This window comes from Rhodococcus sp. DT1 (assembly GCF_049844875.1).
Lineage (GTDB): Bacteria > Actinomycetota > Actinomycetes > Mycobacteriales > Mycobacteriaceae > Rhodococcus.
Window position 1 is genome coordinate 605,143 of record NZ_JBNCLW010000001.1, and the last position, 25,337, is coordinate 630,479.

The window sequence follows — 25,337 nt, forward strand, 5'->3', positions numbered from 1 at the left end:
TCATCCCTTCACTGTGGTCAGCGAGCGGTGCGCAGCGTCGACAACGGCTTCTGCGGTGATTCCGAACTCGCGGTACAGGGTCTTGAAGTCGGCGGAAGCGCCGAAGTGCTCGAGCGACACGGCCTCGCCGGCGTCGCCGATGAGCCGGTACCACGGGAGCGCGAGACCGGCCTCGACGGAGACACGGGCACGAACCGACGGCGGCAGCACCTCGTCGCGGTATGCCTGATCCTGCTCGAGGAACCAGTCGAGCACCGGCACCGAGACGACGCGGGTGGGCACACCCTCGGCCTCGAGGGTCTCGCGCGCGGCCACGGCCAGTTCGACCTCCGAACCGGTTGCGAGCAGCACGACCTCGGGGGTTCCGGTGGACGCTTCGACGAGCACGTATGCGCCGCGGGCGACACCCTCGGCGGCCTTCTCCCGGGTTCCTTCGAGAACCGGCACGTTCTGGCGGGTGAGTGCCAGCGCGGTCGGGCCCGTCTTGTTCTCGAGAGCCGACTTCCATGCGAAGGACGTCTCGTTGGCATCGGCCGGACGGATCACCGCGAGGTTGGGGATCGCGCGCAGCGCGGCGAGGTGCTCGATCGGCTGGTGCGTCGGGCCGTCCTCACCGAGTCCGATCGAGTCGTGGGTCCACACGTAGATCGCCGGTGTCTGCATGAGCGCGGCGAGACGGACCGCGGGCCGCATGTAATCGGAGAAGACGAGGAAGGTGCCGCCGTAGGCGCGGGTCGGGCCGTGCAGCGCGATGCCGTTGAGGATCGAACCCATCGCGTGCTCGCGGATACCGAAATGCAGGGTCCGGCCGTAGGGCTGGGCAGTCCACTCGTCGGTGGAGATCGACTCGGGACCGAACGAGTCGGAACCGGGGATCGTGGTGTTGTTGCTGCCGGCGAGGTCGGCGGAACCGCCCCACAGTTCCGGCAGGATCGGGCCGAGCGTCGCGAGCGCATTGCCCGACGCCTTGCGGGTCGCGGGACCGCTGTCGGTCGGATCGTAGAGCGGCAGGGCGTCGACCCAGCCCTCCGGGAACTCACCCGCGAACAGACGGTCGAACAGTTCCTTGCGCTGCGGCTCCCGCCGAGCCCACGCGTCGAAGTCGGCCTGCCACGCCTCGCGCACCTTGGCGTTGCGCTCGATGACGCCACGGGCGTGCTCGATCACAGCCGGATCGACGTCGAAGTTCTTCTCGGGATCGAAGCCGAGCACCTTCTTCACGGCGGCGACCTCGTCGGTGCCGAGCGCAGCGCCGTGCACGTCGCCGGTGTTCATCTTGGTCGGAGCCGGATAGCCGATGATCGTGCGCACGGAAATGAGCGACGGACGATCGGTGACCGCCTTGGCGGCCTCGACGGCCTCGAGGATCCCGGTGACGTTCTCGCCGCCGTCGACGGTCTGCACGTGCCAGCCGTACGCCTCGTACCGCTTCGCCACGTCCTCACCGAGCGCGATCGTGGTGTCGTGCTCGATCGAGATCTTGTTGGCGTCGTAGAAGACGATCAGATTGCCGAGTTCCTGCACGCCGGCGAGCGACGAAGCCTCGGACGTGACGCCCTCTTCGATGTCACCGTCGGAAGCGATCACGTAGACGAAGTGATCGAACGGGCTCTCACCCGGAGCGGTGTCCGGATCGAACAGGCCGCGCTCGCGACGGGCGGCCATGGCCATACCGACGGCGGACGCGAGGCCCTGGCCGAGCGGTCCGGTGGTCATCTCGACGCCCGCGGTGTGCCCGTACTCGGGGTGTCCCGGGGTCAGCGAGCCCCACGTGCGCAGCGCCTCGAGGTCGGCGAGTTCGACGCCGTATCCCGACAGGTACAGCTGGATGTACAGGGTCAGGCTGGAGTGGCCGCACGACAGCACGAAACGGTCGCGACCGACCCACTTCGGATCGGTCGGGTCGTGACGCATCACGCGCTGGTAGAGGGTGTAGGCGAGCGGAGCGAGGCTCATCGCGGTGCCGGGGTGCCCGTTGCCGACCTTCTGCACCGCATCGGCGGCGAGCACGCGGGCCGTGTCGACCGCCTTGGTGTCCAGGTCGGTCCAGTCGGCCGGATGCGCCGGCTGAGTGAGGGTGCGGATCTCGTCTGTGATCGACACGAGCAGAGTTCTCCTGACATGGGGTGTACGGGGTGCCTGCGGGTAGAAGTTGGCCCGCGCGCTCCTTAAGAGTAGTGCGCGCCGCGGAGCGGGTCGATTCGGTCGGGGCGGGTCCGCCGTCTACCATCGTTTGTAGTAGAAGGAGCGTCCGGACCCGGGCGACCGTGAACGGGCGAGCGAAAGTGCGGATTCGCGTGGTGCAAGGAGACAGTGTGCGGGCAGGGCAACGGCCGAAGGGACACGGATTCGGCGCCCCCGAAGCGCCAGGCGCTCCCCGCCCCGACACCGCGTGGGGACGTCTCTCGGGCACCGTGCTCGCCTACATCGCGCTCACGAAGCCGCGTGTCATCGAGCTGCTGCTGGTCGCAACCATCCCCGCGATGCTGTTCGCCGACCGGGGCCACGTCGACATCGTCCTGATCCTGAGCACCCTGTTCGGTGGCTGGATGGGTGCGGCGAGCGCCAATTCGCTCAACTGTGTGGTCGACGCCGACATCGACAAGGTGATGAAGCGGACCGCGCTTCGTCCCCTCGCACGTCAGACCGTGCCGACCCGCAATGCGTTCGTCTTCGGCGTCCTGCTGGGTGTGGCTTCCTTCGCGTGGTTGTGGTGGCGGGCGAACCTGCTGTCGGGTCTGCTGGTCGTCGCGACCATCGCGTTCTACGTCCTCGTCTACACGATGGTGCTCAAGCGTCGTACCTGGCAGAACGTCGTCTGGGGCGGCGCGGCAGGATGCATGCCCGTGATGGTCGGCTGGGCCGCCGTCACCGGATCGCTCAGCTGGGAACCGGTCGTATTGTTCCTCGTCATCTTCTTCTGGACGCCGCCGCACACGTGGGCGCTGGCGATGCGGTACAAGGAGGACTACAAGGCGGCCGGCGTGCCGATGCTGCCCGTGATCGCGACAGAGCAGCACGTCACCAAGCAGATCCTCCTGTACACCTGGGCGACCGTGATCGCGACCCTCGTGATCGTGCCCGCCGCCGGCATCATCTACGCCGTGTTCGCCGTCCTCGCCGGAGCGTGGTTCCTGTTCGTCGCGCACCAGCTCTACAGCAGCGTGCGGGGCGGCGCGTCGGTCAAGCCGCTCAAGCTGTTCCTGCAGTCCAACAATTACCTGGCGCTGGTATGCCTCGGCCTCGCGGTCGACTCGGTGCTGGCCCTGCCGACGATCGGCTCCTACTTCTGATCCCGGATCCCCTGATCACGACGAAGCCCCCGCTCCACACCGGAGCGGGGGCTTTGCGTTGTGCGGTCGTTGCTCAGGGAATCAGGACGACGGAGCCGGTCGTCCGGCGGGCAGCGAGATCCGTGTGCGCCCGGGCGGCGTCCGCCAGCGGGTAGGTCGCACCGACACGGACGTGCAGGGATCCGTCGGCGATCGCCGCGAACACGTCCCCCGCCCGCCAGAGCAGCTCTTCGCGGGTGCGTGTGTAGTGCGCGAGGGTAGGGCGGGTGACGAACAGTGAACCCGCGGGGTTGAGGCGCTGCAGGTCGAACGGCGGAACCGGGCCGCTCGCCGCACCGAACAACGCGACCATGCCGCGGATACGGACCGAGGCGAGGGACGCCTCGAACGTTGCCGCACCGACCCCGTCGTACGCCGCGGCGACGCCCTCACCGCCGGTGAGTTCCCGGACCCGGGCTGCGATGTCGTCGTCGTAGCGCAGGACTTCGGCCGCACCGGCGTCGCGGGACAGGGCTTCCTTGGCATCGGACGAGACGGTGGTGATCACCCGTACGCCCTTCTTTGCGGCCAACTGGGTGAGCAGCAGACCCACGCCGCCGGCACCCGCGTGCACGAGCACGGTGTCGCCGGCCCGGGCGGGATACACCGACTCGATCAGGTAGTGCGCGGTCATGCCCTGCAGCAGCGCAGACGCCGCCTGCTCGGTGGGCACGCCGTCCGGGACCGGTACCGCCACGGCCTCGGGGACGCAGACGAGTTCCGCATACGAGCCGGGGGCCGCGCACCACGACACCCGCGTGCCGATCCGCCCGTCCTCGACGCCCTCGCCGACTGCGACGACCGTGCCGGTGCCCTCCGAGCCCGGAACGTACGGCAGGTCGGTGGGGTACATACCGGTGCGGAAATAGGTGTCGATGAAGTTCACGCCGATGGCGTCGGTGCGGACGAGCAGGTCGCCGGGGCCGGGCTGCGGGTCGGGACGTTCCACCGGAACGAGGACGTCGGGACCTCCGAACTGTGCCACTTCGATTGCGCGCATTCCGTCACAGTATTCTGCTTTCATGAGCGCCGAAACAGAGGTCGCGGCCGCACCGGCCGCCATCGTCTCGTCCATTCGCACCTTCGTCGCCGAGCACGGCGGCTCCGGCAAGGCCGTGCTGCAGCCGATCGGCCGGTCCGGGGTCCGGGTCACCGTCGTCGCCGCCGACGGGACGCTCGGTGATCGAGTCGCGAAGGACTTGCCGACCGCCCACGCCGTCATCGACGCGTTGCCGGACGTCACCGTCTCCGAGTGGGACCGGGAACTGACCAGCATCGTCAATCCGCAGCCCGGGCACTGGAAGAAGATGGCCGGCTGGGTCGCCCGTCAGGCGCGGTTCCCGAAGGCACGCAACGAGCACCCGATTCGCTCCTGACACCTGCCCGACACAGACCTCGGGGCCGTCCACATCGACGATGTGGACGGCCCCGAGGTCTGTATGGGGGACGGTCTGTGAGGAGTCAGACGGTGACCGGTTCGGGCACCGGTGCGGTGGTCCGGATCCGTCCGGCGGCCCAGACGGCGGCGGTCGCGGCGGTGCACAGCCCGGCGCCGGCGACGTGCAGCACGACCAGCACGGCAGGCACGTCGGTCCAGAACTGCACGAGTCCGATACATGCCTGGGCGGCGACGAGGGCGAGGACGACCTTCAGTCGGGTCTTGACCGCTTCGGGGGCGTGGAGGGCGTACACGGCGAACGCGAGGCCGACGAGCAGTGCGAGATAGCCGACGAGTGCTTCCGCGTGCAGGTGGACCAGCATCGTGATGTCGAGGTCGAGGCGAGGCACCGGGTTGTCGATGCTCTTGTCACCGGCGTGTGGTCCCGCACCGGTCACCATGGTGCCCAGGACGAGGACGCCCGCCAGCGCGACGGCGGACAGAGCGGTGAGCCAGCGCAACGGCTGGGGCAGCACCTGCACGACGATCCCGTCGTCCGGTTCTCCGACCTTGGCGTAGAGGATGACTGCGAGCCAGACCATCAGCATGGAGGCGAGCATGTGGATCGCCACGGTCCACCACACCAGGCCCGCGAGGACGGTGATTCCGCCGAGGATCGCCTGGACCACGGTGCCGGCGGGCATGAGCCACGCCCACGCGATCACTTCCTTGCGACGGCGCGCCCGGGTCACAGCGAGGACGATGGCCGCCGCGACAGCGACGACCACGAACGTGAGCAGTCTGTTTCCGAACTCGACGACCTGGTGCAGGGTGTGGACGTTGCTCGACACCCCGACCGGGACCAGCGATCCCGGGAAGCACTGCGGCCAGGTGGGGCAGCCGAGCCCGGACGCGGTCACGCGGACCACGGAACCGGTCACTGCGATGCCGCCCTGGGTGAGGATCGTCAGGAACGCGATGATCCGCTGCGCCCGGAGAGACGGCAAGGGGAGACGGTCGACAAGGCTCAGGTAGCCGCGATACAACACGGCCCCGATGCTACGGCGTCGTCCACTACAACGTGTAGTTGGGTGCTGGGCCGATCAGGTGAACCGGAACCATCTCACAGCGGCGGTCCCGCCGATCGCCGTCCACACCACCAGAACGGCGATCGACAGCCAGTCCACGCCGCCCGCCACGGCGGTGTCGAGCGCCAGCGTCAGCGCGCCCGACGGCACGAGGCGCACGACATGCAGCAGCGCGTCAGGAACGACATCGTCGAGCAGCACGATGCTGCCGATTCCGAGGAGCACGAACCAGACGATGTTCGCCAGCGCGAGCACGATCTCGGCCCGCAGCGTGCCGCCGAGCAACAGTCCGAGGGTCGCGAACATCACCGTTCCGAGCGCGATCACGACGGCGCCGACGAGCAGTCCCACCGCGGTGGGCCGCCATCCGAGCGCGACGCCGATTCCTCCGAGGAGAATTGATTGCAGCACCACTACGATCCCGACAGCACCGCTTTTACCTGCGATGATGCCCCACTTCGGGAGTGCGGTCGCACCGATTCTTTTCAATGCACCGTATCTGCGGTCGAATCCGACGGCGATCGCTTGCCCGGTGAAGGCGGTCGACATGATCGCCACCATCATCACGGCGGGAAGAACGCGGGCGGCACGGTCCTCACCGAGATCGGCGATCGGCAGCAGGGTGAGACCGATCAGCAGCGTGATGGGGATGAACATCGTCAGCAGCAACTGCTCGCCGTTGCGCAGCAGTAGTTTCAGCTCCATCCGCGTCTGCGCCGCGAGCATCCTCGCCGGCGCATTCGGAGTGGGACGGGGCGTGAAGGTCCCCTCGGCGAATCGATTGTTCGCCAGTCGGTCGTGGGTCACGCTCACCCTCTCAGCTCCCGTCCGGTCAGTTCGAGGAACACGTCCTCGAGGCTGCGCTGGTCCACCCGGATCTCGGTGGCCAGCACACCCAGCTTCTCGCACCACTGCGCTGCCGCGGCGACGACGGACGGTTCGACCGCACCTTCGATCAGGTAGCGGCCGGGGAGTGCTTCGCGGACCCGGCAGGTGCCGGTCAGCGCGGATTGCAGCGGTGCCACGTCGAGAGCGGGCGGGGCCGTCACCCACAACTGGCCCTCCGCGCCGGTGCGCATGACTTCTTCCGGGGTTCCCGCCGCCACGACGCTGCCGTGATCGATGATCACGATTTCGTCGGCGAGTTCTTCGGCTTCGTCCATCAGGTGCGTGGTCAGCAGCACGCTCACGCCGTCGCGGCGCAACGCGTCGATCAATTCCCAGACCAGCAGCCGGGCCTGTGCGTCGAGACCGGCTGTGGGCTCGTCGAGGAACACCAGTTCGGGTCGGCCGACCAGGGCGCACGCCAGCGCGAGACGCTGCTGCTGGCCTCCGGACAACCGCCGGTAGGGGGTACGCCGCGCTTCCTCCAGGCCGAGACGATGGAGCAACCAGTCCGGATCGAGGGGATCTGCCGAGTAGGCGGCCACGAGCTCGAGCATCTCGCCCGCACGGGACCCGGGGTAGGCGCCGCCGCCTTGCAGCATCACGCCGATCCGTGGCCGCAGCGCGTCGGAGTCGGCGACCGGATCGAGTCCGAGCACCCGGACGGAGCCCGCATCGGGCGTCACGAACCCCTCGCACATCTCGACGGTGGTCGTCTTCCCGGCGCCGTTCGGGCCGAGCAGGGCGAGCACCTGGGCGCGTTCGACCGTCAGGTCGAGGCGGTCCACCGCGGTGACGCCCCCATAGGTCTTCACAACGCCGTCCAGGCGCACGGCCGGCACTGCGGCGGAGGGAGAACTCGGGGTCACAGGGTTCCAGCCTAGGCGTCGGCGGTTTCCGGCGGGCGCGCCGGTGCGCGCTCCTCACCCCGCCACGGCAGGATGTTGCGCGTCGCGACGATGAGCAGACCCACCACCGCGATGGTGGCGATGGCGGCCTGCACGATGATGAACGGCTGATACTCGCCACCGTTCGGCATCAGGATCACGCTCACCACCGACGAGAACGCGATCGTGGGAATGCGGAAGATCGGGCGGGTCGCCCACGCGGCCAGGGGAATCACCGCCCAGAGCAGGTACCAGGGCTGCACCACCGGGAACAGGAGCACGATCGCGCCGAGCGAGACGCCGAGCGCGCCGACGGGGTGGATCCGTCCCGTCAGGGTTGCCAGCAGCATCCGCACCGTGATGAACGCGGCGACCACGGCGGCGATAGGGCGCGTGATGGACAACACAGCCGTCGTGTGGTCGCCGAGACCGAGCAGGACCCCGCCGAGCCCCGTGCCCATCCCGAGCAGTGTCGGAATCGACATCCAGCTGCGGACCTCGGTGGCGGTGCCGAGAGTCTGCGTCCATCCCAGGCCCAGGCCACTGCCCCAGCTGACGACGCCGATCACCAGTACGGCGCCGATCCCGAGCATCACCGCCGTGGTCACAACTGCGCGGACGCCGCCGCCTCGCCTCCGCGCGAGGGCCATGCCCACGAAACCGAGTGCGAGTAGTGAAGGCAACTTGATCATGGCGGAGAGCGCGATGAGCGCGGTACCCGCGGCGATCCAGGCCGTCGCGCGGTTGCGGTACGCGCGGCCGTCCGGGGTGTCGACGTAGACGCCGCGCAGCGCCAGTTCCACGCCGGTGAGCATGAGGCCGAGCATCAGTGCCTCGTTGTGGACGCCGGCAACCAGGTGGAAGAGCAGGAGCGGGTTCGCGGCGCCGAGCCACAGTGCGCTCACGGACGCGACCCCGCAGCGTCGCGCCAGCCGAGGCAGCGCCCACACGATCAATGCGACCCCGACCAGCGCGAAGAGCCGGTGTACGAAGATTCCGGCGACGATGTTCTCGCCGGTGAGTGCCGCGATCTTCTCGCCGAGCCACAGGAATGCCGGGCCGTAGGGCGCCGAGGTGTCGCGCCAGATGTTGGGCACCGTCCGCGTCAGCACATGGTCGACTCCGAGCGCACCGGCGGGACCGATGGCATACGGATCCAGTCCGCGCGCGGCGATCTCGCTCTGCGCGAGATAGGAATACACGTCCTTGCTGAACATCGGCGGTGCGACGACGAGCGGCACGATCCACAGCAACAGCGTCCGGTCGAGCTGGGAGCGCGTCAGCCGGCGTGGTTGTCCGTCCGGGTCGCGGCGGCCGATGGCGAATCGGCCCAGCAGAAGCCAGGCGAGCACCACGAGCACGATGCCCGTCATCGTCACCGTCAGTGCCGCACTGGGCATCCGTGCGGCCAGGCCGAGTCCGCGGACTCCCTGCACCGGATTCTGCAGGACGGGTTGCGCCCCGGCGCCGAGCGCACCGATCGCCATCAGTACGGCGCCGGTCGCACCGAACAGCCTGATCCGGTGCAGCTGCGTGGTCTCGACCGGATCGAGCCCACGACCCTCGGTCTCGTCGCCGTGCAGCACGACGGAGACGTCGGCCCGGGGACTCGGACGGTCGAGTCCGAGTGCGCGTCGCGTCAGGTCGAGGATGCGCGGCCCGATGCCGGGTCGACCCGCCGCGACCGGGTTCTCGCTCGGACTGAGGGGTGGGTTCGACGGCACCCGAGCAGCGTAACGGGCGGCGTCCGCGGCACCGGACGGCTCCGGGATCGAAGGGTGAGGAAGGGCACCCTTGGTGGAACAGTTTCCTGAATTCCGTCACACTGGTGTTGTGAAATCATCGACCGCACTCGACGTGCAAGCAGAACGCACAGGTCACGCGCCTGTCGCGCGCGCTGCTGCGACCGGTCGCGATGCACACGAAGGTCAGACCCGCGCCGCGGTGGTGAAGCTTCTCGTCGAACACGGACCCATCACCGCACCCGAAATCGGGGAGCGACTCGGACTCAGCGCGGCAGGAGTGCGTCGCCACCTCGACGCCCTGATCGAATCGGGTGAAGCCGAGGCCGCCGCACCGTCACGCCGGCAGGGCCGCGGCAGGGGCAGACCCGCGCGACGCTTCCAGCTCACGGCCGTCGGCCGTGCGCGGCTCGGCCACTCCTACGACGATCTTGCCACTGCCGCCATGCGCCACCTGCGTGAGATCGGCGGCGAAGCCGCAATCGAGGACTTCGCGCGACGGCGCGTCCAGTCGATCCTCAGCGGGATCGACCCCGCCGGTCAGGACGTGGAAGAAACCGCCGAAGAGATCGCCGGAGCCTTCTCCGCATCGGGATTCGCGGCGTCCACCCGCCGGGTCGGCCCGGGCGTACAGATCTGCCAGCACCATTGCCCCGTGTCCCACGTGGCCGAGCAGTTCCCGGAACTGTGCGAAGCGGAAGAGGAGGCGTTCGTGGAGATCCTCGGAACCCACGTGCAGCGGCTCGCGACCATCGCCAACGGCGACGCGTTCTGCACCACCCACGTGCCGGTCCTCCCGGCCAAGGAGCCGCCGAGCTCTTGACGCCTGCAGGAACCACCCCCGACTTCGTGAACTACCCGATGACAGTCGGCGCGCAGCCCACGCCGACCACACCACAGACTCCGGAAGGAGCTCGCATGACCGTCACCTCGGACCAGACGTCCACCGGCGCACCGCTGACGCAAGAAGAGACGATCGATTCTCTCGGTCACTACCAGTTCGGCTGGTCGGACCCCGACGCCGCAGGCGCTGCCGCGCAACGAGGCCTGTCCGAGCACGTCGTGCGGGACATCTCGGCCAAGAAGAGCGAGCCCGAGTGGATGCTCGACATTCGCCTCAAGGCACTGCGCACCTTCGACAAGAAGCCGATGCCGGGCTGGGGGTCGGATCTCGACGGGATCGACTTCGACAACATCAAGTACTTCGTGCGCTCGACCGAGAAGCAGGCCGCGAGCTGGGACGAGTTGCCCGCGGACATCAAGAACACCTACGACAAGCTGGGCATCCCCGAGGCCGAGAAGCAGCGGCTGATCTCCGGTGTCGCAGCCCAGTACGAGTCCGAGGTCGTCTATCACCAGATCCGTGAGGACCTCGAACAGCAGGGCGTCATCTTCCTCGACACCGACTCCGGTCTGCGCGAGCACCCCGAGCTGTTCCGCGAGTACTTCGGCACGGTGATCCCGGCCGGTGACAACAAGTTCTCGGCGCTCAACACCGCGGTGTGGTCGGGCGGCTCGTTCATCTACGTTCCGCCGGGTGTGCACGTCGACATCCCGCTCCAGGCGTACTTCCGGATCAACACCGAGAACATGGGTCAGTTCGAGCGGACCCTGATCATCGTCGACGAGGGTGCCTCCGTGCACTACGTCGAGGGCTGCACCGCGCCGATCTACAAGTCCGACTCGCTGCACTCCGCCGTGGTCGAGATCATCGTCAAGAAGGGCGGCCACTGCCGCTACACGACGATCCAGAACTGGTCGAACAACGTCTACAACCTGGTGACCAAGCGCACCAAGGTCGAGGCCGGCGGCTCGATGGAATGGATCGACGGCAACATCGGTTCCAAGGTGACGATGAAGTACCCGGCAGTGTGGATGATGGGCGAGCACGCCCGCGGTGAGGTGCTCTCCGTGGCGTTCGCCGGTGAGGGCCAGCACCAGGACACGGGCGCGAAGATGCTGCACCTGGCTCCGCACACGTCGTCGACCATCGTGTCGAAGTCGGTGGCCCGCGGTGGCGGACGCGCGTCGTACCGCGGTCTCGTGCAGGTCAACAAGGGCGCCTACGGGTCCAAGTCGACCGTCAAGTGCGACGCACTGCTCGTCGACCAGATCAGCCGCTCGGACACCTACCCGTACGTGGACATCCGCGAGGACGACGTGACCATGGGTCACGAGGCCACCGTGTCCAAGGTGAGCGACGACCAGCTGTTCTACCTCATGAGCCGCGGCCTCAACGAGGACGAGGCGATGGCGATGGTGGTTCGCGGATTCGTCGAGCCCATCGCGAAGGAGCTGCCGATGGAGTACGCCCTCGAGCTCAACCGACTGATCGAACTGCAGATGGAAGGGGCAGTCGGCTAAATGACTGCGGAAGCGAAGAACATTCCCACCACCGGTGCGCCGACAGGCGCCACCGGTGTCCAGGACGCGGTGCGCGGCGAGAACCGCGCCCCGTCCGGCAAGCCGGCAACCAACAAGGGTGAGGTGTTCACGTCGTTCGACGTGAACGCTTTCGAAGTTCCCTCCGGACGCGACGAGATCTGGCGCTTCACGCCGCTGCGCCGCCTGCGCGGACTGCACGACGGCAGTGCCGTCGCCGACGGCACCGCCACCGTCGAGGTCGCTCCCGTCGACGGCGTCCGGATCGAGACCGTGGGCCGCGACGACGCACGACTCGGCCAGGGCGGTGTCCCGTTCGACCGCGTCGCCGCACAGGCGTACTCATCGTTCGAGTCCGCGACCGTCGTCACCGTCGGCCGCGAAACCGAGATCGCCGATCCCGTCGTCGTCACGGTCACCGGGCCGGGCGAGGGCAAGGTCGCCTACGGGCACCTGCAGGTCCGCCTCGAGGCGTTCGCCCGGGCCACCGTGGTCGTGGACCAGCGGGGGAGCGGCACGTACGCCGAGAACGTCGAGTTCATCGTCGGCGACAGCGCGCAGCTCAAGGTCGTCGCGGTGCAGGACTGGGCCGACGACGCCGTCCATGTCGCCGCGCATCACGCACGGCTGGGCCGCGACGCCGTGCTGCGTCACTTCACCGTCGCGCTCGGCGGTGATCTGGTCCGCGTCTCCGCGACCACCAAGTACGACGGGCCCGGCGGCGACGCCGAGTTGCTCGGACTCTACTTCGCGGATGCCGGACAGCACCTCGAACAGCGTCTGCTCGTCGACCACTCGCAGCCCAACTGCAAGTCGAACGTGGTCTACAAGGGCGCTCTGCAGGGCGATCCCGGTTCGGGAAAGCCGGACGCGCACACCGTGTGGATCGGCGACGTGCTCATCCGTGCCGCGGCCGAAGGCACCGACACGTTCGAGCTCAACCGCAATCTCGTGCTCACCGACGGTGCCCGCGCAGATTCGGTGCCCAACCTCGAGATCGAGACAGGCGAGATCGTCGGTGCCGGCCACGCCTCCGCGACCGGCCGTTTCGACGACGAGCAGCTGTTCTACCTGCGGTCGCGCGGTATCCCGGAAGATCAGGCGCGCCGCCTCGTCGTGCGCGGCTTCTTCCACGAGCTGCTCGAGCGGATCACGGTGCCCGAGATTCGCGAGCGTCTCGAGGCCGCCATCGAAGCAGAGCTCGAGGCAGTCGGCGTCTGACCGGCTCCGCACGACCCGTAACCCCGATACTTCTTCTTTAAGGAACCACTGATCGATGTCCACACCTGAGAACGTCCTCGAGATCAAGGACCTGCACGTTCGCGTCGCCCAGACCGATGCGAACGCCGAGCCCATCGACATCCTCAAGGGCGTCGACCTCACCGTCCGCTCCGGCGAGACGCACGCCATCATGGGGCCCAACGGCTCCGGCAAGTCCACCCTGTCGTACGCGATCGCCGGGCACCCCAAGTACGAGGTGACCTCCGGCAGCATCACCCTCAACGGTGAAGACGTGCTGGCGATGACCGTCGACGAGCGTGCCCGCGCCGGACTGTTCCTCGCGATGCAGTACCCCGTCGAGGTCCCCGGCGTCTCGATGTCGAACTTCCTGCGCACCGCCGTGACGGCGGCCCGGGGCGAGGCTCCCAAGCTCCGTCACTGGATCAAGGAAGTGAAGGGAGCGATGACCGAACTCGACATCGACCCCGCTTTCGGTGAGCGCAGCGTCAACGAAGGTTTCTCCGGCGGCGAAAAGAAGCGCCACGAGATTCTCCAGCTCGGACTCATCAAGCCGCGCATCGCGATCCTCGACGAGACCGACTCCGGCCTCGACGTGGACGCCCTGCGTGTGGTGTCCGAAGGCGTGAACCGCTACCAGGAACGTGAGCACGGCGGCGTTCTGCTGATCACCCACTACACCCGGATCCTGCGGTACATCAAGCCGCAGTTCGTCCATGTGTTCGTCGGTGGCCGCATCGTCCAGTCCGGTGGCCCCGAACTCGCCGACGAACTCGAGACCAACGGCTACGAGCGCTTCACCCACGCTGCAGCCGCAGACACACAGGGAGCGTGATCGGATGACGGTGCCGGTGCGGACGCTCGACGTCGCCCGGATCAGGGCCGACTTCCCGATCCTCGGGCGGACGGTGCGCGACGACAAGCCACTGGTCTACCTCGACTCGGGTGCGACGTCGCAGCGGCCCGTCCAGGTCCTCGACGCCGAACGTGAGTTCCTCACGACCTGCAACGCCGCGGTCCACCGAGGCGCGCACGCGTTGTCGGAGGAAGCGACGGACGCCTACGAAGGTGCCCGCGCCGTCATCGCCGGCTTCGTCGGTGTCGACGCCGACGAGGTGGTGTTCACCAAGAACGCCACCGAGGCGCTCAACCTGGTGGCGTACGCCTTCGCCGACGATCGTTTCCCGCATGCGCTCGGCCCCGGTGACGAGATCGTGGTCACCGAGCTCGAGCATCATGCGAACCTCGTGCCCTGGCAGGAACTCGCGCGGCGTACCGGCGCGACGTTGCGCTGGTACGGCGTCACGGACGAGGGCCGGATCGACCTCGACTCGCTCGAGCTCACCGACGCCGTCAAGGTGGTGGCGTTCTCGCATCAGTCCAACGTCACCGGCGCCGTCGCACCCGTCGAGGAGATCGTCCGGCGGGCACGGACGGTCGGAGCGCTCGTCGTGCTCGACGCCTGCCAGTCGGTGCCGCACGCGGCGGTGGACTTCCGGGAACTCGGCGTCGACTTCGCCGCGTTCTCCGGGCACAAGATGCTCGGCCCGTCCGGGATCGGCGTGCTGTACGGCCGCCGCGACCTGCTCGCCGACGTTCCGCCGTTCATCACCGGTGGCTCGATGATCGAGACGGTCACCATGGACGCCACCACGTTCGCGGCACCCCCGCAGCGATTCGAGGCCGGCTCGCCCATGTCGTCGCAGGCCGTCGGGCTCGGTGCCGCAGTGCGGTACCTGCAGGACATCGGCATGGACGCGGTGGCAGCCCACGAGCACGAGTTGACCGCCGCGGCGCTCACCGAACTCGGTGACATCGCCGGCGTGCGCATCATCGGGCCCACCACCGCCGAGCAGCGTGGCGGCGCAGTGTCGTTCGTCGTCGACGGCATCCACGCCCACGATCTCGGGCAGATCCTCGACGACGAGGGCGTGGAGATCCGGGTGGGTCACCACTGCGCGTGGCCGTTGCACCGCCGCTTCGGGGTCGCGGCGACCGCTCGCGCGTCGTTCGCGGTGTACAACACGCTCGACGAGGTTCGGGCGCTCGGCGCAGCCGTGCGGCGCGCCCAGGAATTCTTCGGGGAGCGTGGCTGATGCGGATGGAGCAGATGTACCAGGAGGTCATCCTGGACCATTACAAGCGCCCGCACCACCGCGGGTTGCGAGAGCCGTACGGCGCAGAGGTGCACCACGTCAATCCGACGTGCGGCGACGAGGTGACACTGCGCGTGCATCTCGACGGCGGTGCTGTGGCCGACGTGTCGTACGACGGTCAGGGCTGTTCCATCAGCCAGGCCGCCACCTCGGTTCTCACCGATCAGGTGATCGGGATGCCCGTCGCCGACGCACTCGCGACGGTCGACAGCTTCGTCGAGATGGTGGGTAGCCGAGGCACCGTCGAAGGTGACGAGGACGTGCTCGGTGACGGCATAGCCTTCGCCGGTGTGTCGAAGTACCCGGCACGCGTCAAGTGCGCACTGCTGGGCTGGATGGCTTTCAAGGACGCCGTCGCGCAGATCGTGGACCGGAGCAGCGACGCTGCCGGCCTCGGGACCGGCGACGCCGACACCGTTTCGAGCGGAGGACAGAACCGATGACAGAACCCGCCCCCGGCACCTCGAACCCCGAGAGCGCCACAACACCCGCATCCGACGACACCAGCGGAGACACCACGACGCTGGTCGCCGACACGGTGCCACCGCTGGATCCGGTCCGGCTCGACGAGCTCGAAGAGGCGATGCGCGATGTCGTCGACCCGGAACTCGGCATCAACGTGGTCGACCTCGGGCTGGTGTACGGCATCTCCGAGTCCGAAGACGCCGTCACGGTCGACATGACTCTCACCTCGGCCGCGTGCCCGCTCACCGATGTGATCGAGGACCAGGCACGCAATGCGCTCGTGCGCAGCGGCCTGTGCCCCGACCTCCGCATCAACTGGGTGTGGATGCCGCCGTGGGGCCCCGACAAGATCACCGATGACGGTCGCGAGCAGCTGCGCGCGCTCGGCTTCACCGTGTGACAGTTGCGGATCTTCGTGACCGACACGGATATCCGAGCAGACGAGGACGGCGGTAGCGTCCCGCCCGGACCGGGCGGGGCCGTCGAGCCCGGACCGGGCGGGGCCGTCGAGCCCGGACCGGGCGCCGAGGTAGCCGCCGATCCCGTCGTCGCGCTCGAGCACGAGATGATCGCGGTGGTACGGCGTTTCCGAAGGCTGATCGCCGAGCGGGCCCGCGCGGTGCACCCGAAGCTGGACCCGGTCTGCTACCCGATGTTGCTGATGCTGCGCCGTGCCGACGCGGTCGCGATGTCGGATCTGCTCGCAGAGTTGGCGATCGAGAAATCGACGCTCACCCGCCGCATCGACAGCGCTGCACGCCTCGGGCTGGTCGAACGCATCCCCGACCCGGACGACGCGCGTGCCCGCCTGGTGGCACTCGACCCGGACTGCCGACGCAAACTCGACGAGATCCTGGGCGACGAGACCGAACTGTGGCGTCAGCGGCTGTCGGGGTGGGAGACCGCGGACATTCGCGAACTCACCGTCCTGCTGCACCGCCTCGGGGAGTCCATGGACTGAACCGACGAGGGCGGCCGTCGCAGGACCCGCGGCGTCACGCGCCTTTGCGTTCGCTGCTCTTCTTCGCCGGGGACTTCTTGGCGGCAGTCTTCTTCGCCGGTGTTTTCTTTGCGGTCGTCTTCTTCGCCGCAGACCCGTCGCTCGACGAGTCCTTGCCGCCGGCGTTCTTGGCCGGTGTTTTCTTGGCTGCTGTCTTCTTCGCGGTGGTCTTCTTCGCAGAGGACGACCCGGACGACTTTTCCTCCGACGCCCTACCGGACGTGCGACCGGACCCCGTGCCCGCGGCCTCGACGCTGCGCTGGAGCGCGGCAACAAGATCGAGCACTTCGGCGTCCTCACCGCCGGAGTCCGGCTCGGCGACCTGGAACACTTTCTCGCCGCCACGCGCGAGGGCGTCGTCGATCAGGGCCCGCAGTTCGACCTGGTATTCGTCGGTGAACTCGGTGGGATCGAAATCGCCCGACATCGACTCGACGAGTGTCTCCGCCATCGCCAGTTCTCGCGGCTTCGGTTTCTCGACCCCGTCGAGCGACGGGAACTCGGCGGCGCGGACCTCGTCCGGCCACAGGAGCGTCTGCAACACCAGCAGTCCGTCCCGGTTGCGCAGCGCGGCGAGTCGGGTGCGCTGCCGCAGGGTGAAATGCACCAGCGCGATCCGGTCGCTCTGGTCGAGGGTCGCGGCCAGCAGGGCATACGCCTTCGGCGACGTGGAATCCGGTTCGAGATAGTACGACTTCTCGAAGAGCATCGGGTCGATCTGCTCGGACGGCACGAATTCCAGCACCGGGATCTCGTGTTTCTCCGCTGCGGGCAGCTTCTCGAAGTCCTCGTCGGTCAGGACGACCCGCTCACCGTTGTCGGAGTCGTACGCCTTGTCGATCTCCTGGAACGGGACTACTTCCCCGCATTCGGAACACACACGCTGGTACTTGATGCGTCCGCCGTCCTTGGCGTGCACCTGGTGGAACTTGATGTCGTGGGACTCGGTTGCCGAATACACTTTGACCGGCACGTTGACGAGGCCGAACGCGATGGCACCTTTCCAAATCGACCGCATCTCTCCATCATGATCGACGATCCGGACATGCGCTGAAAAGAAGCCGAAATCGGTCCGGGTGTCGCAGAGACGTGCGTCACCACGCCGAGCGCAGAACAGCGCCGCGCAGGGGTCCCGGCAGACGTCGGAAGAGCGTCCACATCGTGCCGGCGACGGCCGTGAGATCGGTGCGGCCGGAGAGGTAGGCCCGCTGTTGCTCGGTGGGCAGACCGAAGAACTCGTCGAAGAAGGCTGCGGCGGACTGCGCGTCGAGCCGGAGCAGCACACGAAGCCCCAGGCCACGCAGCGCGGCGACACCACGGGCGGACGCCGGCCACAGCACCTGCCGCGGATCGGACCCGGCGAGCACGGAGGCGACGAGGGCGTCCGCCGTGGAGAGGGCCGTCGCGACGGCATAGCCGGTCGCGGGGTGCATGAGTCCGCCCCGCGCGCCGAATCCGACCACCCCGCGCTCGCTACGGATGCCTTCCACAGCGAACCGCACCTTCTCGGTCCGTTCCGGGTCCCCGGTCGCGATGCCCCGCGCCGCCAGCCGGACGTCGAGTCGTCGCTGCAACTCCGGGAGCGTCAGAGGCGGCCGCCCCACCAGGCAGGTTTCCTCGAGGAGGGCGAGCCCGCCGCCCAGCGGCATCGCGTACAGGAACGACGGGACATCGGAGGAGTCGGTGCCGTTGTCGCGCCGCCAATCCATGAACCAGGCCTGCTGCCCTTCCAGGGCGGATGCGGCGGTGGCGTCGTCGAGCACCCGCCCGAAGGCGGTTTGCGCGGCGCGATCCGGGCCTGCGGGCACCCCCCGCGCGTCGATCACGTACCGGGCGCGAATCCGGTCGCCGGTGCTCAGGACCGCGCTGTGCGCGTCGATCGTGTCCACCCGCCCGCGCACCACGGACACCTCCTCGAGATCGAGGCAGTCCTGGAGCCGGGCTGTGTCGAGGATCCGGTACGGCCGGGTCAACTCGTGGAGCGTCGAGGCCCATACCGCAGGGGTGGCGACCTCCGCCGCGGTGACGCGCTCCGGCAGCCACGACGGGAGTTCGTCCCGCCACGCCCCGTATGTCGCCGTCCACCGCCGCGACGGTTGGGGATCCACGGCGATCACGTCGAGACCGGCGCGGGCGGCGCGGGCGGCGACTGCCCGCCCCGCGGGACCGAGTCCGGCGACCAGCACGTCGGTGGGGGAGGAGACAGGCACGACCACAGAGTAGGCGGGCGCCGGCGCAGTCTGCCGAAGCGCGCCCGGACGCGGCATCCGCAGCGGCGTTCGCGCGTGCGTAGTAGTGCATCTCACGGCTGGGAACGCGGACGAACAGGGTAAACTGGGTAGTTCGTGTGCCCCGCCTCGCGGTTCATGGCACCCACCCCGTCGTCGTCTAGGAGTTCTTGCCTGTGATCACCGCTACCGATCTCGAAGTCCGCGCAGGTGTGCGGACCCTGCTCTCCGCGCCCGGGTCGGCGCTGCGGGTGCAGGCCGGCGATCGGATCGGTCTGGTGGGGCGCAACGGCGCGGGCAAGACCACCACGCTGCGGATCCTCGCGGGCGAAGGCGAGCCGTATGCCGGCACCGTGATCCGATCCGGGGAAGTGGGTTACCTCCCGCAGGACCCCAAGGAGGGCAACCTCGACGTCCTCGCGAAGGACCGGGTGCTGTCCGCTCGAGGACTCGACGAACTGTTGCGGGGCATGGAGAAGCAACAGGCACTGATGGCGGAATCGGTCGACGAGAAGATCCGCGACCGTGCCGTCCGGAAGTACGGATCTCTCGAGGAACGCTTCTCGACGCTCGGCGGATACGTGGCCGAGTCGGAGGCGGCCCGCATCTGCAACAGCCTCGGATTGCCCGACCGCGTCCTCGGCCAGGCCCTGCACACGCTCTCCGGTGGCCAGCGCCGCCGCGTGGAACTCGCGCGCATCCTGTTCGCGGCGTCCGACGGCTCGGGCGGCAAGTCGAACACGACCCTGCTGCTGGACGAGCCGACGAACCACCTCGACGCCGACTCCATCACCTGGTTGCGAGGCTTCCTGCAGAGCCACGACGGCGGCCTGATCGTGATCAGCCACGACGTGGATCTGCTCGCCGATGTCGTCAACAAAGTCTGGTTCCTCGACGCGGTGCGCGGCGAAGCCGACATCTACAACATGGATTGGAAGAAGTACCTCGACGCCCGCGCTACCGATGAACAGCGTCGGCGCCGGGAGCGCGCCAACGCGGAGAAGAAGGCGTCGGCCCTGCACAAGCAGGCTGCCAAGCTCGGAGCGAAGGCCACCAAGGCCACCGCCGCGCAGAACATGGCCAAGCGCGCCGACAAGCTTCTCAACGATCTCGACGACGTGCGGGTCGCGGACAAGGTCGCGAAGATCCGGTTCCCCACGCCTGCCGCGTGCGGCAAGACCCCGCTCATGGCGAAGAACCTGACCAAGGTCTATGGGTCGCTCGAGATCTTCACGGGTGTCGACCTCGCCATCGACCGGGGCACCCGCGTGGTGATCCTCGGTCTCAACGGCGCCGGTAAGACCACGCTTCTGCGTCTGCTCGCCGGGACGGAGAAGCCCGATCTCGGCGAACTCGTGCCGGGTCACGGGCTCAAGGTGGGTTACTTCGCTCAGGAGCACGACACGATCGACGACTCGGCGTCGGTGTGGGAGAACATCCGCCACGCCGCGCCCGACGCGGGTGAACAGGATCTGCGCGGTCTGCTCGGTGCGTTCATGTTCACCGGGCCGCAACTCGATCAGCCGGCCGGCACGCTGTCCGGCGGCGAGAAGACCCGGCTTGCGCTTGCGGGTCTGGTGTCGTCGGCAGCGAACGTGCTGCTCCTCGACGAGCCGACCAACAACCTCGACCCCGTCTCCCGTGAGCAGGTGCTCGACGCGCTCCGCAGCTACGAGGGGGCGGTCGTGCTCGTGACACACGATCCCGGCGCGGCCGAGGCTCTCAACCCGGAACGGGTCATCATGCTGCCGGACGGCACCGAGGATCACTGGTCCCAGGACTACCTGGAGCTCATCCAGCTCGCATGATCCGATCCGATCCGCTTCGGTGATCGTTTCGGTCCTTTAGCCTTGAACCAGGACCTTTGTCGAGGTGCCGGGAGGAACCGATGGTGCGAAATCCCGATCGTGGCCAGACGACGTTCGCGAAGGGAACCCGGATCACCGGGGATTCGCGGGACCGATTGCAAGCGGAACTCAAACGCCGCTACGAGGCAGGTGCAAGCATTCGCACCCTCGCCCACGAAACCGGACGTTCCTACGGTTTCGTCCACAACGTGCTGGTGGAGTCGGATGTCCAGCTTCGCGGGCGAGGTGGGCCGAATCGCCGCAGGGCAACAGCCGACAAGAGCGCGTGACGGACGTCGCCGGGATCAGTCCCGGCGACGCACCGATTCTTCGACGAGGTCGAGGACCGCGCACAGTTCCTTTTCGGCATGCCCGGAGGCGAGGCGGGCGATGAGCCCGTCGAGCACCAGGTCCAGGTAGCCCACCAGAACCTCGGTGGGCACGTCGTCGCGCAGGCGACCGGCTTCGCGCTGCCGTTCCAGACGCCCGACGGTCGCAGCGGTCAGTTCCGCGGAGTGCTGGGTCCACTCCTTGGCGAACTCCGGATCGGTCCGCAGGCGCCGCGTGATCTCGAGCCGGGTACCGAGCCAGTCGAACTGGTCGGGCGAGGACAGCATGTCGCGCATGACCTGCACCAGGCCTTCGTTGGCGGCCACGTCGGCCATCCGCTTGGCGTCCTCCTGCGCAAGCGCGAGGAACAACCCGTCCTTGTCTTTGAAATGGTGGAAGATTGCGCCGCGGGAGAGACCCGTGGCCTCCTCGAGGCGGCGCACGGTGGCGCCGTCGTAGCCGTATTCGGCGAAGCAACGCCGGGCGCCGTCGAGGATCTGACTTCGGCGCGCGGCGAGGTGGTGCTCACTGACCTTGGGCACCGCGACCGTCCTTTCCCGATGTGGACGGCGGGCCCGAGACGAGACGTCCCGGGCCCGCCGTCACTTCACAGCGTGGGCCACCCGCGGATGTGGGCGGCCGATCGGGATGTCAGCCCCGGATCATGTTGCGCAGCACGTACTGCAGGATGCCGCCGTTGCGGTAGTAGTCCGCTTCACCCGGCGTATCGATGCGCACGACCGCGTCGAACTCGACCTTGCTGCCGTCGTCCTTCGTTGCGGTGACGTGCACGGTGCTCGGCGTGGTGCCCTCGTTGAGCGCCTCGATACCGGTGATATCGAAGACCTCGGTGCCGTCCAGTCCGAGACTTGCCGCAGACTCCCCGGCGGGGAACTGCAGCGGGACGACGCCCATACCGATGAGGTTCGAGCGGTGGATGCGCTCGAAGGACTCGGTGATGACGGCCTTGACGCCGAGGAGGCTGGTGCCCTTGGCCGCCCAGTCGCGCGACGACCCGGAGCCGTACTCCTTGCCGCCCAGGACGACCAGCGGGATGCCGGCCTTCTGGTAGTTCTGCGACGCGTCGTAGATGAACGCCTGCGGTGCACCGTCCTGGGTGAAGTCGCGGGTGTAGCCACCGGACACACCGTCGAGCAGCTGGTTCTTCAGGCGGATGTTCGCGAACGTGCCGCGGATCATCACCTCGTGGTTACCGCGACGCGAACCGAGCGAGTTGTAGTCCTTGCGCTCGACGCCGTGCTCGTCCAGGTACTGAGCGGCCGGGGTGCCCGGCTTGATCGGACCCGCGGGGCTGATGTGGTCCGTCGTGACCGAGTCGCCGAGCAGCGCGAGCACACGAGCGCCCTTGATGTCGGTGACCGGAGCCGGATCCATCGTCATGCCGTCGAAGTACGGAGGCTTCCGCACGTAGGTCGAGTTCTCGTCCCACGCGAAGGTGTCGCCCGCCGGGGTCTCCAGGTTCTGCCAGCGCTCGTCGCCCTTGAAGATGTCGGCGTAGGAGTTGCGGAACATGTCCTGGCTGATCGCCGACTTGATGGTGTCGTCGATCTCCTGTGCGGACGGCCAGATGTCCTTGAGGAAGACGTCGTTGCCGTCCTTGTCCTTGCCCAGGGCGTCGGCCTCGAAGTCGAAGTCCATGGTGCCGGCGAGCGCGTACGCGATGACGAGCGGCGGCGACGCGAGGTAGTTCATCTTCACGTCGGGCGAGATGCGACCCTCGAAGTTGCGGTTACCCGAGAGCACCGCGGTGACCGAGAGGTCGTTGTCGTTGATCGCCTTGGAGATCTCCTCCGGCAGCGGACCGGTGTTGCCGATGCACGTGGTGCAGCCGTAGCCACCGAGGTAGAAACCGAGCTTCTCGAGGTAGGGCCACAGGCCCGCCTTCTCGTAGTAGTCGGAGACGACCTGCGAACCCGGCGCCATGTTGGTCTTGACCCACGGCTTCGTGGCCAGGCCCTTTTCGACCGCGTTGCGGGCGAGCAGCGCTGCACCCAGCATCACGGACGGGTTCGAGGTGTTGGTGCAGGAGGTGATGCCCGCAACGACCACGGCACCGTGATCGAGGACGAACTCGCCCTGCTCCGTCTTGACGGTGACCGGCTTGGACGGCCGGCCGGTGGCACCGTTGGCGGCGGACTGCACGCGGTCCGCGGTGTCGTCACCGTCGTCGGCGAACGAGAGAGCGGCCGGGTCCGACGCGGGGAAGGACTCCTCGACGGCCTCGTCGAGCTGGCTGTGCTCGGTCGGCTGGTCGTCGCCCACGTAGGTGCGGATGTCGCGGCGGAAGGCGAGCTTCGAGTCGCTGAGCAGGATGCGGTCCTGCGGGCGCTTCGGGCCGGCGATCGACGGAACGACGGTGCTCAGGTCCAGCTCGATGTACTCCGAGTAGACCGGCTCCTTGTCGGCGTCGTGCCACATGCCCTGTTCCTTGGCGTACGCCTCGACGAGCGCGAGCTGCTCGTCGCTGCGGCCGGTCAGGCGCAGGTAGTTGATGGTTTCGCCGTCGATCGGGAAAATCGCTGCGGTGGAACCGAACTCGGGGCTCATGTTGCCGAGGGTGGCGCGGTTCGCGAGGGGGACCTCGGCGACGCCGGCACCGTAGAACTCGACGAACTTGCCGACCACACCGTGCTTACGCAGCATCTCGGTGACGGTGAGCACGACGTCCGTCGCGGTCACGCCCGGCTGGATCTCGCCCGAGAGCTTGAAGCCGACGACGCGCGGGATGAGCATGGAGACCGGCTGGCCGAGCATTGCGGCCTCGGCTTCGATGCCGCCGACGCCCCAGCCGAGGACGCCGAGTCCGTTGACCATCGTGGTGTGCGAGTCGGTGCCGACACAGGTGTCGGGGTAGGCCTGGCCGTTGCGGGTCATGACCGTCGGAGCCAGGTACTCGATGTTGACCTGGTGGACGATGCCCATGCCGGGCGGGACGACCTTGAAGTCGTCGAACGCGCCCTGGCCCCAGCGCAGGAACTGGTAACGCTCACCGTTGCGCTGGTACTCGAGGTCGACGTTGCGCTCGAGCGCGTCGGCGCGGCCGAAGACGTCGAGGATGACCGAGTGGTCGATGACCATGTCGGCGGGGGAGAGCGGGTTGACCTTGTTCGGGTCGCCGCCGAGGGTGGTGACGGCCTCGCGCATGGTGGCCAGGTCGACCACGCACGGCACGCCGGTGAAGTCCTGCATGATCACGCGGGCAGGCGTGAACTGGATCTCGATGCTGGGATCGGCTGCGGGATCCCAGTTGGCGATGGCGCGGATGTGATCGGCGGTGATGTTGGCACCGTCTTCGGTGCGCAGCAGGTTCTCGGCGAGAACCTTCAAGGAGTAAGGGAGTTTCTCGGTGCCGGGGACGGCCGACAGGCGGAAGATCTCGTACGAGTTATCTCCGACCTGCAGGGTCCCCTTGGCGCCGAACGAATCAGTATTGGTGCTCACGTCAGCTCCACTCGTCGTTTCGGCTCGCCGCCGACGGGGCTGTGTCGACGGCTGAAGCGAGGCACACAGCGTCCACAGAGGAGGAATTTCCTGTGCGGTGCCGCCGTGGCGTCTCACCGTAGAGTCTAACAGTACGCTTGTCCTGTAATAAAGCCGGGAGTGTACAGAGAATACGGCGCTCTCAGGGGTGCGCGACGCCACATCGGACGCGCCCGCCGACCTCGGCGCGGCTGCGCCACCCGCGCGCGATCGCGTACTGTTCGGTGTTGCCCTGCGAGCGTGTGCTCCCTGTGCCGACTGCTCGACGCGGCGAAGCCGGGCTCGCACACGCTCCCGACCAGCACTACCGGAGAGAAATGTCTGCGCCACTGCTACGAATTCCCGGGCCGTCGGCCACAGATCTCCCTCCGGGTGTCACGGTCGAGGCGATCCTCGCCGACCTGAGCGACGACCAGGTCTCCGCGCCTCCCGAACAGGTCGACGATCTGGTCGCGGAGGTGGCGCGGGCGCAGGAACACGGGATCGACCTGAGTGTCGTGGTGATCGATCGAGATCCGCGCATGGACTCCCAGCTCCGTGACCTCGCCACCGAGGTCGGAGCCGAAGACGGGGGCACCGTGCTCGTCCTCAGCCCCGGGTGGGTGGGCACGTTCAGCGACAGCCTGGACCGGGTCACCCTCGAAGCCGCCGAGGACCGCACCTATACCGGCAACCCGGTGGTCTCGACGAAGAACTTCGTCGATTCCGTGATCGAGCCCTCGCCACCGTGGACGATGCTGACGATCCTGCTCGTGCTCGTCGTCGCTGCGGCATCGGGCGCGACGTACTGGGCGAAGATCCGGCGTGCCGCCCGATCCGATGCGGCCGAACACGAGCAGGTCCCCGCCGAGGACACGACACCCACGACCTCCTGACG

Annotated in this window: 23 protein-coding genes; 13 read left to right on the top strand and 10 right to left on the bottom strand. The window is 68.0% G+C overall.

What is annotated here, in order from left to right; translation table 11 throughout:
• Entirely contained in the window at window positions 1–2,103 is a 2,103-nt protein-coding gene (gene tkt, locus ACLQ3J_RS02820) for a transketolase (RefSeq protein ID WP_425902076.1), read from the bottom strand.
• A gap of 212 nt (window positions 2,104–2,315) precedes the next feature.
• Between tkt and ACLQ3J_RS02825 the strand changes: the two genes are divergently transcribed.
• The gene (locus ACLQ3J_RS02825) at window positions 2,316–3,293 is read left to right on the top strand and encodes a heme o synthase (RefSeq protein WP_169621880.1); all 978 of its coding nucleotides are present in this window, start codon (window positions 2,316–2,318) and stop codon (window positions 3,291–3,293) included.
• Window positions 3,294–3,366: 73 nt separating this feature from the next.
• Here ACLQ3J_RS02825 and ACLQ3J_RS02830 read toward each other — a convergent pair whose 3' ends face one another.
• Window positions 3,367–4,332, bottom strand: a complete 966-nt coding sequence (locus ACLQ3J_RS02830) for a quinone oxidoreductase family protein (protein WP_169621881.1) — start codon at window positions 4,330–4,332, stop codon at window positions 3,367–3,369.
• 22 nt (window positions 4,333–4,354) lie between these two features.
• Here ACLQ3J_RS02830 and ACLQ3J_RS02835 point away from each other — a divergent pair, with 22 nt between their 5' ends.
• Window positions 4,355–4,708, top strand: a complete 354-nt coding sequence (locus ACLQ3J_RS02835; RefSeq protein ID WP_169621882.1) for a hypothetical protein — start codon at window positions 4,355–4,357, stop codon at window positions 4,706–4,708.
• 85 nt (window positions 4,709–4,793) lie between these two features.
• Here ACLQ3J_RS02835 and ACLQ3J_RS02840 read toward each other — a convergent pair whose 3' ends face one another.
• The 4 genes from ACLQ3J_RS02840 to mptB are packed head-to-tail and all read right to left on the bottom strand — an operon-like array spanning window position 4,794 to window position 9,234.
• Window positions 4,794–5,759, bottom strand: coding sequence for a COX15/CtaA family protein (locus ACLQ3J_RS02840; protein WP_169621883.1), 966 nt, complete (start codon window positions 5,757–5,759; stop codon window positions 4,794–4,796).
• Window positions 5,760–5,813: 54 nt separating this feature from the next.
• A complete protein-coding gene (locus ACLQ3J_RS02845) occupies window positions 5,814–6,611 on the bottom strand; it encodes an ABC transporter permease (RefSeq protein WP_169621884.1) in 798 nt (265 codons plus the stop codon).
• A complete protein-coding gene (locus ACLQ3J_RS02850; RefSeq protein ID WP_425902078.1) occupies window positions 6,608–7,552 on the bottom strand; it encodes an ABC transporter ATP-binding protein in 945 nt (314 codons plus the stop codon). The genes ACLQ3J_RS02845 and ACLQ3J_RS02850 overlap by 4 nt, the downstream gene beginning before the upstream one ends.
• An 11-nt stretch (window positions 7,553–7,563) precedes the next feature.
• Complete coding sequence (mptB, locus tag ACLQ3J_RS02855; RefSeq protein WP_422424839.1) at window positions 7,564–9,234, bottom strand: polyprenol phosphomannose-dependent alpha 1,6 mannosyltransferase MptB; 1,671 nt, start codon at window positions 9,232–9,234, stop codon at window positions 7,564–7,566.
• Window positions 9,235–9,403: 169 nt separating this feature from the next.
• Here mptB and ACLQ3J_RS02860 point away from each other — a divergent pair, with 169 nt between their 5' ends.
• The 8 genes from ACLQ3J_RS02860 to ACLQ3J_RS02895 all read left to right on the top strand — a co-directional run bounded on the left by ACLQ3J_RS02860 (window position 9,404) and on the right by ACLQ3J_RS02895 (window position 16,515).
• Entirely contained in the window at window positions 9,404–10,135 is a 732-nt protein-coding gene (locus ACLQ3J_RS02860) for a helix-turn-helix transcriptional regulator (RefSeq protein ID WP_378529071.1), read from the top strand.
• Between the two features lie 95 nt (window positions 10,136–10,230).
• Window positions 10,231–11,676 carry a Fe-S cluster assembly protein SufB gene (sufB, locus tag ACLQ3J_RS02865; protein WP_169621888.1) on the top strand — a complete coding sequence of 482 codons (1,446 nt, stop codon included), beginning with the start codon at window positions 10,231–10,233 and terminating at the stop codon, window positions 11,674–11,676.
• Complete coding sequence (gene sufD, locus ACLQ3J_RS02870) at window positions 11,677–12,915, top strand: Fe-S cluster assembly protein SufD (protein ID WP_169621889.1); 1,239 nt, start codon at window positions 11,677–11,679, stop codon at window positions 12,913–12,915.
• Window positions 12,916–12,970: 55 nt separating this feature from the next.
• Window positions 12,971–13,768, top strand: coding sequence for a Fe-S cluster assembly ATPase SufC (gene sufC / locus ACLQ3J_RS02875; RefSeq protein ID WP_169621890.1), 798 nt, complete (start codon window positions 12,971–12,973; stop codon window positions 13,766–13,768).
• 4 nt (window positions 13,769–13,772) lie between these two features.
• Window positions 13,773–15,029 (top strand): cysteine desulfurase, encoded by a 1,257-nt coding sequence (locus ACLQ3J_RS02880; RefSeq protein ID WP_169621891.1) that lies wholly within the window; start codon window positions 13,773–13,775, stop codon window positions 15,027–15,029.
• Window positions 15,029–15,532, top strand: a complete 504-nt coding sequence (gene sufU, locus ACLQ3J_RS02885) for a Fe-S cluster assembly sulfur transfer protein SufU (RefSeq protein WP_169621892.1) — start codon at window positions 15,029–15,031, stop codon at window positions 15,530–15,532. Before ACLQ3J_RS02880 ends, sufU begins: the two co-directional genes overlap by 1 nt.
• A complete protein-coding gene (locus ACLQ3J_RS02890) occupies window positions 15,529–15,954 on the top strand; it encodes a metal-sulfur cluster assembly factor (RefSeq protein ID WP_169621893.1) in 426 nt (141 codons plus the stop codon). The genes sufU and ACLQ3J_RS02890 overlap by 4 nt, the downstream gene beginning before the upstream one ends.
• Window positions 15,955–15,969: 15 nt before the next feature.
• The gene (locus ACLQ3J_RS02895; RefSeq protein WP_425902080.1) at window positions 15,970–16,515 is read left to right on the top strand and encodes a MarR family winged helix-turn-helix transcriptional regulator; all 546 of its coding nucleotides are present in this window, start codon (window positions 15,970–15,972) and stop codon (window positions 16,513–16,515) included.
• 34 nt (window positions 16,516–16,549) lie between these two features.
• On the opposite strand, the gene ACLQ3J_RS02900 is transcribed toward ACLQ3J_RS02895, so the two are convergent.
• Both ACLQ3J_RS02900 and ACLQ3J_RS02905 read right to left on the bottom strand, forming a co-directional pair.
• The gene (locus ACLQ3J_RS02900) at window positions 16,550–17,572 is read right to left on the bottom strand and encodes a Ku protein (protein WP_169621894.1); all 1,023 of its coding nucleotides are present in this window, start codon (window positions 17,570–17,572) and stop codon (window positions 16,550–16,552) included.
• A gap of 76 nt (window positions 17,573–17,648) precedes the next feature.
• Window positions 17,649–18,764: a lycopene cyclase family protein gene (locus ACLQ3J_RS02905; protein WP_346765334.1), complete on the bottom strand. Its 1,116-nt coding sequence runs from the start codon at window positions 18,762–18,764 to the stop codon at window positions 17,649–17,651.
• A 194-nt stretch (window positions 18,765–18,958) separates the two neighbouring features.
• Between ACLQ3J_RS02905 and ACLQ3J_RS02910 the strand changes: the two genes are divergently transcribed.
• Together ACLQ3J_RS02910 and ACLQ3J_RS02915 are read left to right on the top strand one after the other, a co-directional pair.
• Entirely contained in the window at window positions 18,959–20,590 is a 1,632-nt protein-coding gene (locus ACLQ3J_RS02910; RefSeq protein WP_169621896.1) for an ABC-F family ATP-binding cassette domain-containing protein, read from the top strand.
• A gap of 80 nt (window positions 20,591–20,670) precedes the next feature.
• A complete protein-coding gene (locus ACLQ3J_RS02915) occupies window positions 20,671–20,919 on the top strand; it encodes a helix-turn-helix domain-containing protein (protein ID WP_169621897.1) in 249 nt (82 codons plus the stop codon).
• A 15-nt stretch (window positions 20,920–20,934) separates the two neighbouring features.
• On the opposite strand, the gene ACLQ3J_RS02920 is transcribed toward ACLQ3J_RS02915, so the two are convergent.
• Together ACLQ3J_RS02920 and ACLQ3J_RS02925 are read right to left on the bottom strand one after the other, a co-directional pair.
• The gene (locus ACLQ3J_RS02920) at window positions 20,935–21,501 is read right to left on the bottom strand and encodes a TetR/AcrR family transcriptional regulator (RefSeq protein ID WP_169621898.1); all 567 of its coding nucleotides are present in this window, start codon (window positions 21,499–21,501) and stop codon (window positions 20,935–20,937) included.
• A 109-nt stretch (window positions 21,502–21,610) separates the two neighbouring features.
• Window positions 21,611–24,421 carry an aconitate hydratase AcnA gene (locus ACLQ3J_RS02925; RefSeq protein WP_169621899.1) on the bottom strand — a complete coding sequence of 937 codons (2,811 nt, stop codon included), beginning with the start codon at window positions 24,419–24,421 and terminating at the stop codon, window positions 21,611–21,613.
• A gap of 356 nt (window positions 24,422–24,777) precedes the next feature.
• Here ACLQ3J_RS02925 and ACLQ3J_RS02930 point away from each other — a divergent pair, with 356 nt between their 5' ends.
• Entirely contained in the window at window positions 24,778–25,335 is a 558-nt protein-coding gene (locus ACLQ3J_RS02930) for a DUF6676 family protein (RefSeq protein WP_169621900.1), read from the top strand.
• The last annotated feature ends 2 nt before the right edge of the window (window positions 25,336–25,337 follow it).

What these genes read in the sequence shown, in the direction of transcription:
- ACLQ3J_RS02830 (WP_169621881.1), bottom strand. Translation starts at nt 4,332, where the DNA reads ATGCGCGCAATCGAAGTGGCACAGTTCGGAGGTCCCGACGTCCTCGTT.
- ACLQ3J_RS02835 (WP_169621882.1), top strand. Translation starts at nt 4,355, where the DNA reads ATGAGCGCCGAAACAGAGGTCGCGGCCGCACCGGCCGCCATCGTCTCG.
- sufB (WP_169621888.1), top strand. Translation starts at nt 10,231, where the DNA reads ATGACCGTCACCTCGGACCAGACGTCCACCGGCGCACCGCTGACGCAA.
- sufD (WP_169621889.1), top strand. Translation starts at nt 11,677, where the DNA reads ATGACTGCGGAAGCGAAGAACATTCCCACCACCGGTGCGCCGACAGGC.
- sufC (WP_169621890.1), top strand. Translation starts at nt 12,971, where the DNA reads ATGTCCACACCTGAGAACGTCCTCGAGATCAAGGACCTGCACGTTCGC.
- ACLQ3J_RS02880 (WP_169621891.1), top strand. Translation starts at nt 13,773, where the DNA reads ATGACGGTGCCGGTGCGGACGCTCGACGTCGCCCGGATCAGGGCCGAC.
- sufU (WP_169621892.1), top strand. Translation starts at nt 15,029, where the DNA reads ATGCGGATGGAGCAGATGTACCAGGAGGTCATCCTGGACCATTACAAG.
- ACLQ3J_RS02890 (WP_169621893.1), top strand. Translation starts at nt 15,529, where the DNA reads ATGACAGAACCCGCCCCCGGCACCTCGAACCCCGAGAGCGCCACAACA.
- ACLQ3J_RS02900 (WP_169621894.1), bottom strand. Translation starts at nt 17,572, where the DNA reads ATGCGGTCGATTTGGAAAGGTGCCATCGCGTTCGGCCTCGTCAACGTG.
- ACLQ3J_RS02915 (WP_169621897.1), top strand. Translation starts at nt 20,671, where the DNA reads ATGGTGCGAAATCCCGATCGTGGCCAGACGACGTTCGCGAAGGGAACC.
- ACLQ3J_RS02930 (WP_169621900.1), top strand. Translation starts at nt 24,778, where the DNA reads ATGTCTGCGCCACTGCTACGAATTCCCGGGCCGTCGGCCACAGATCTC.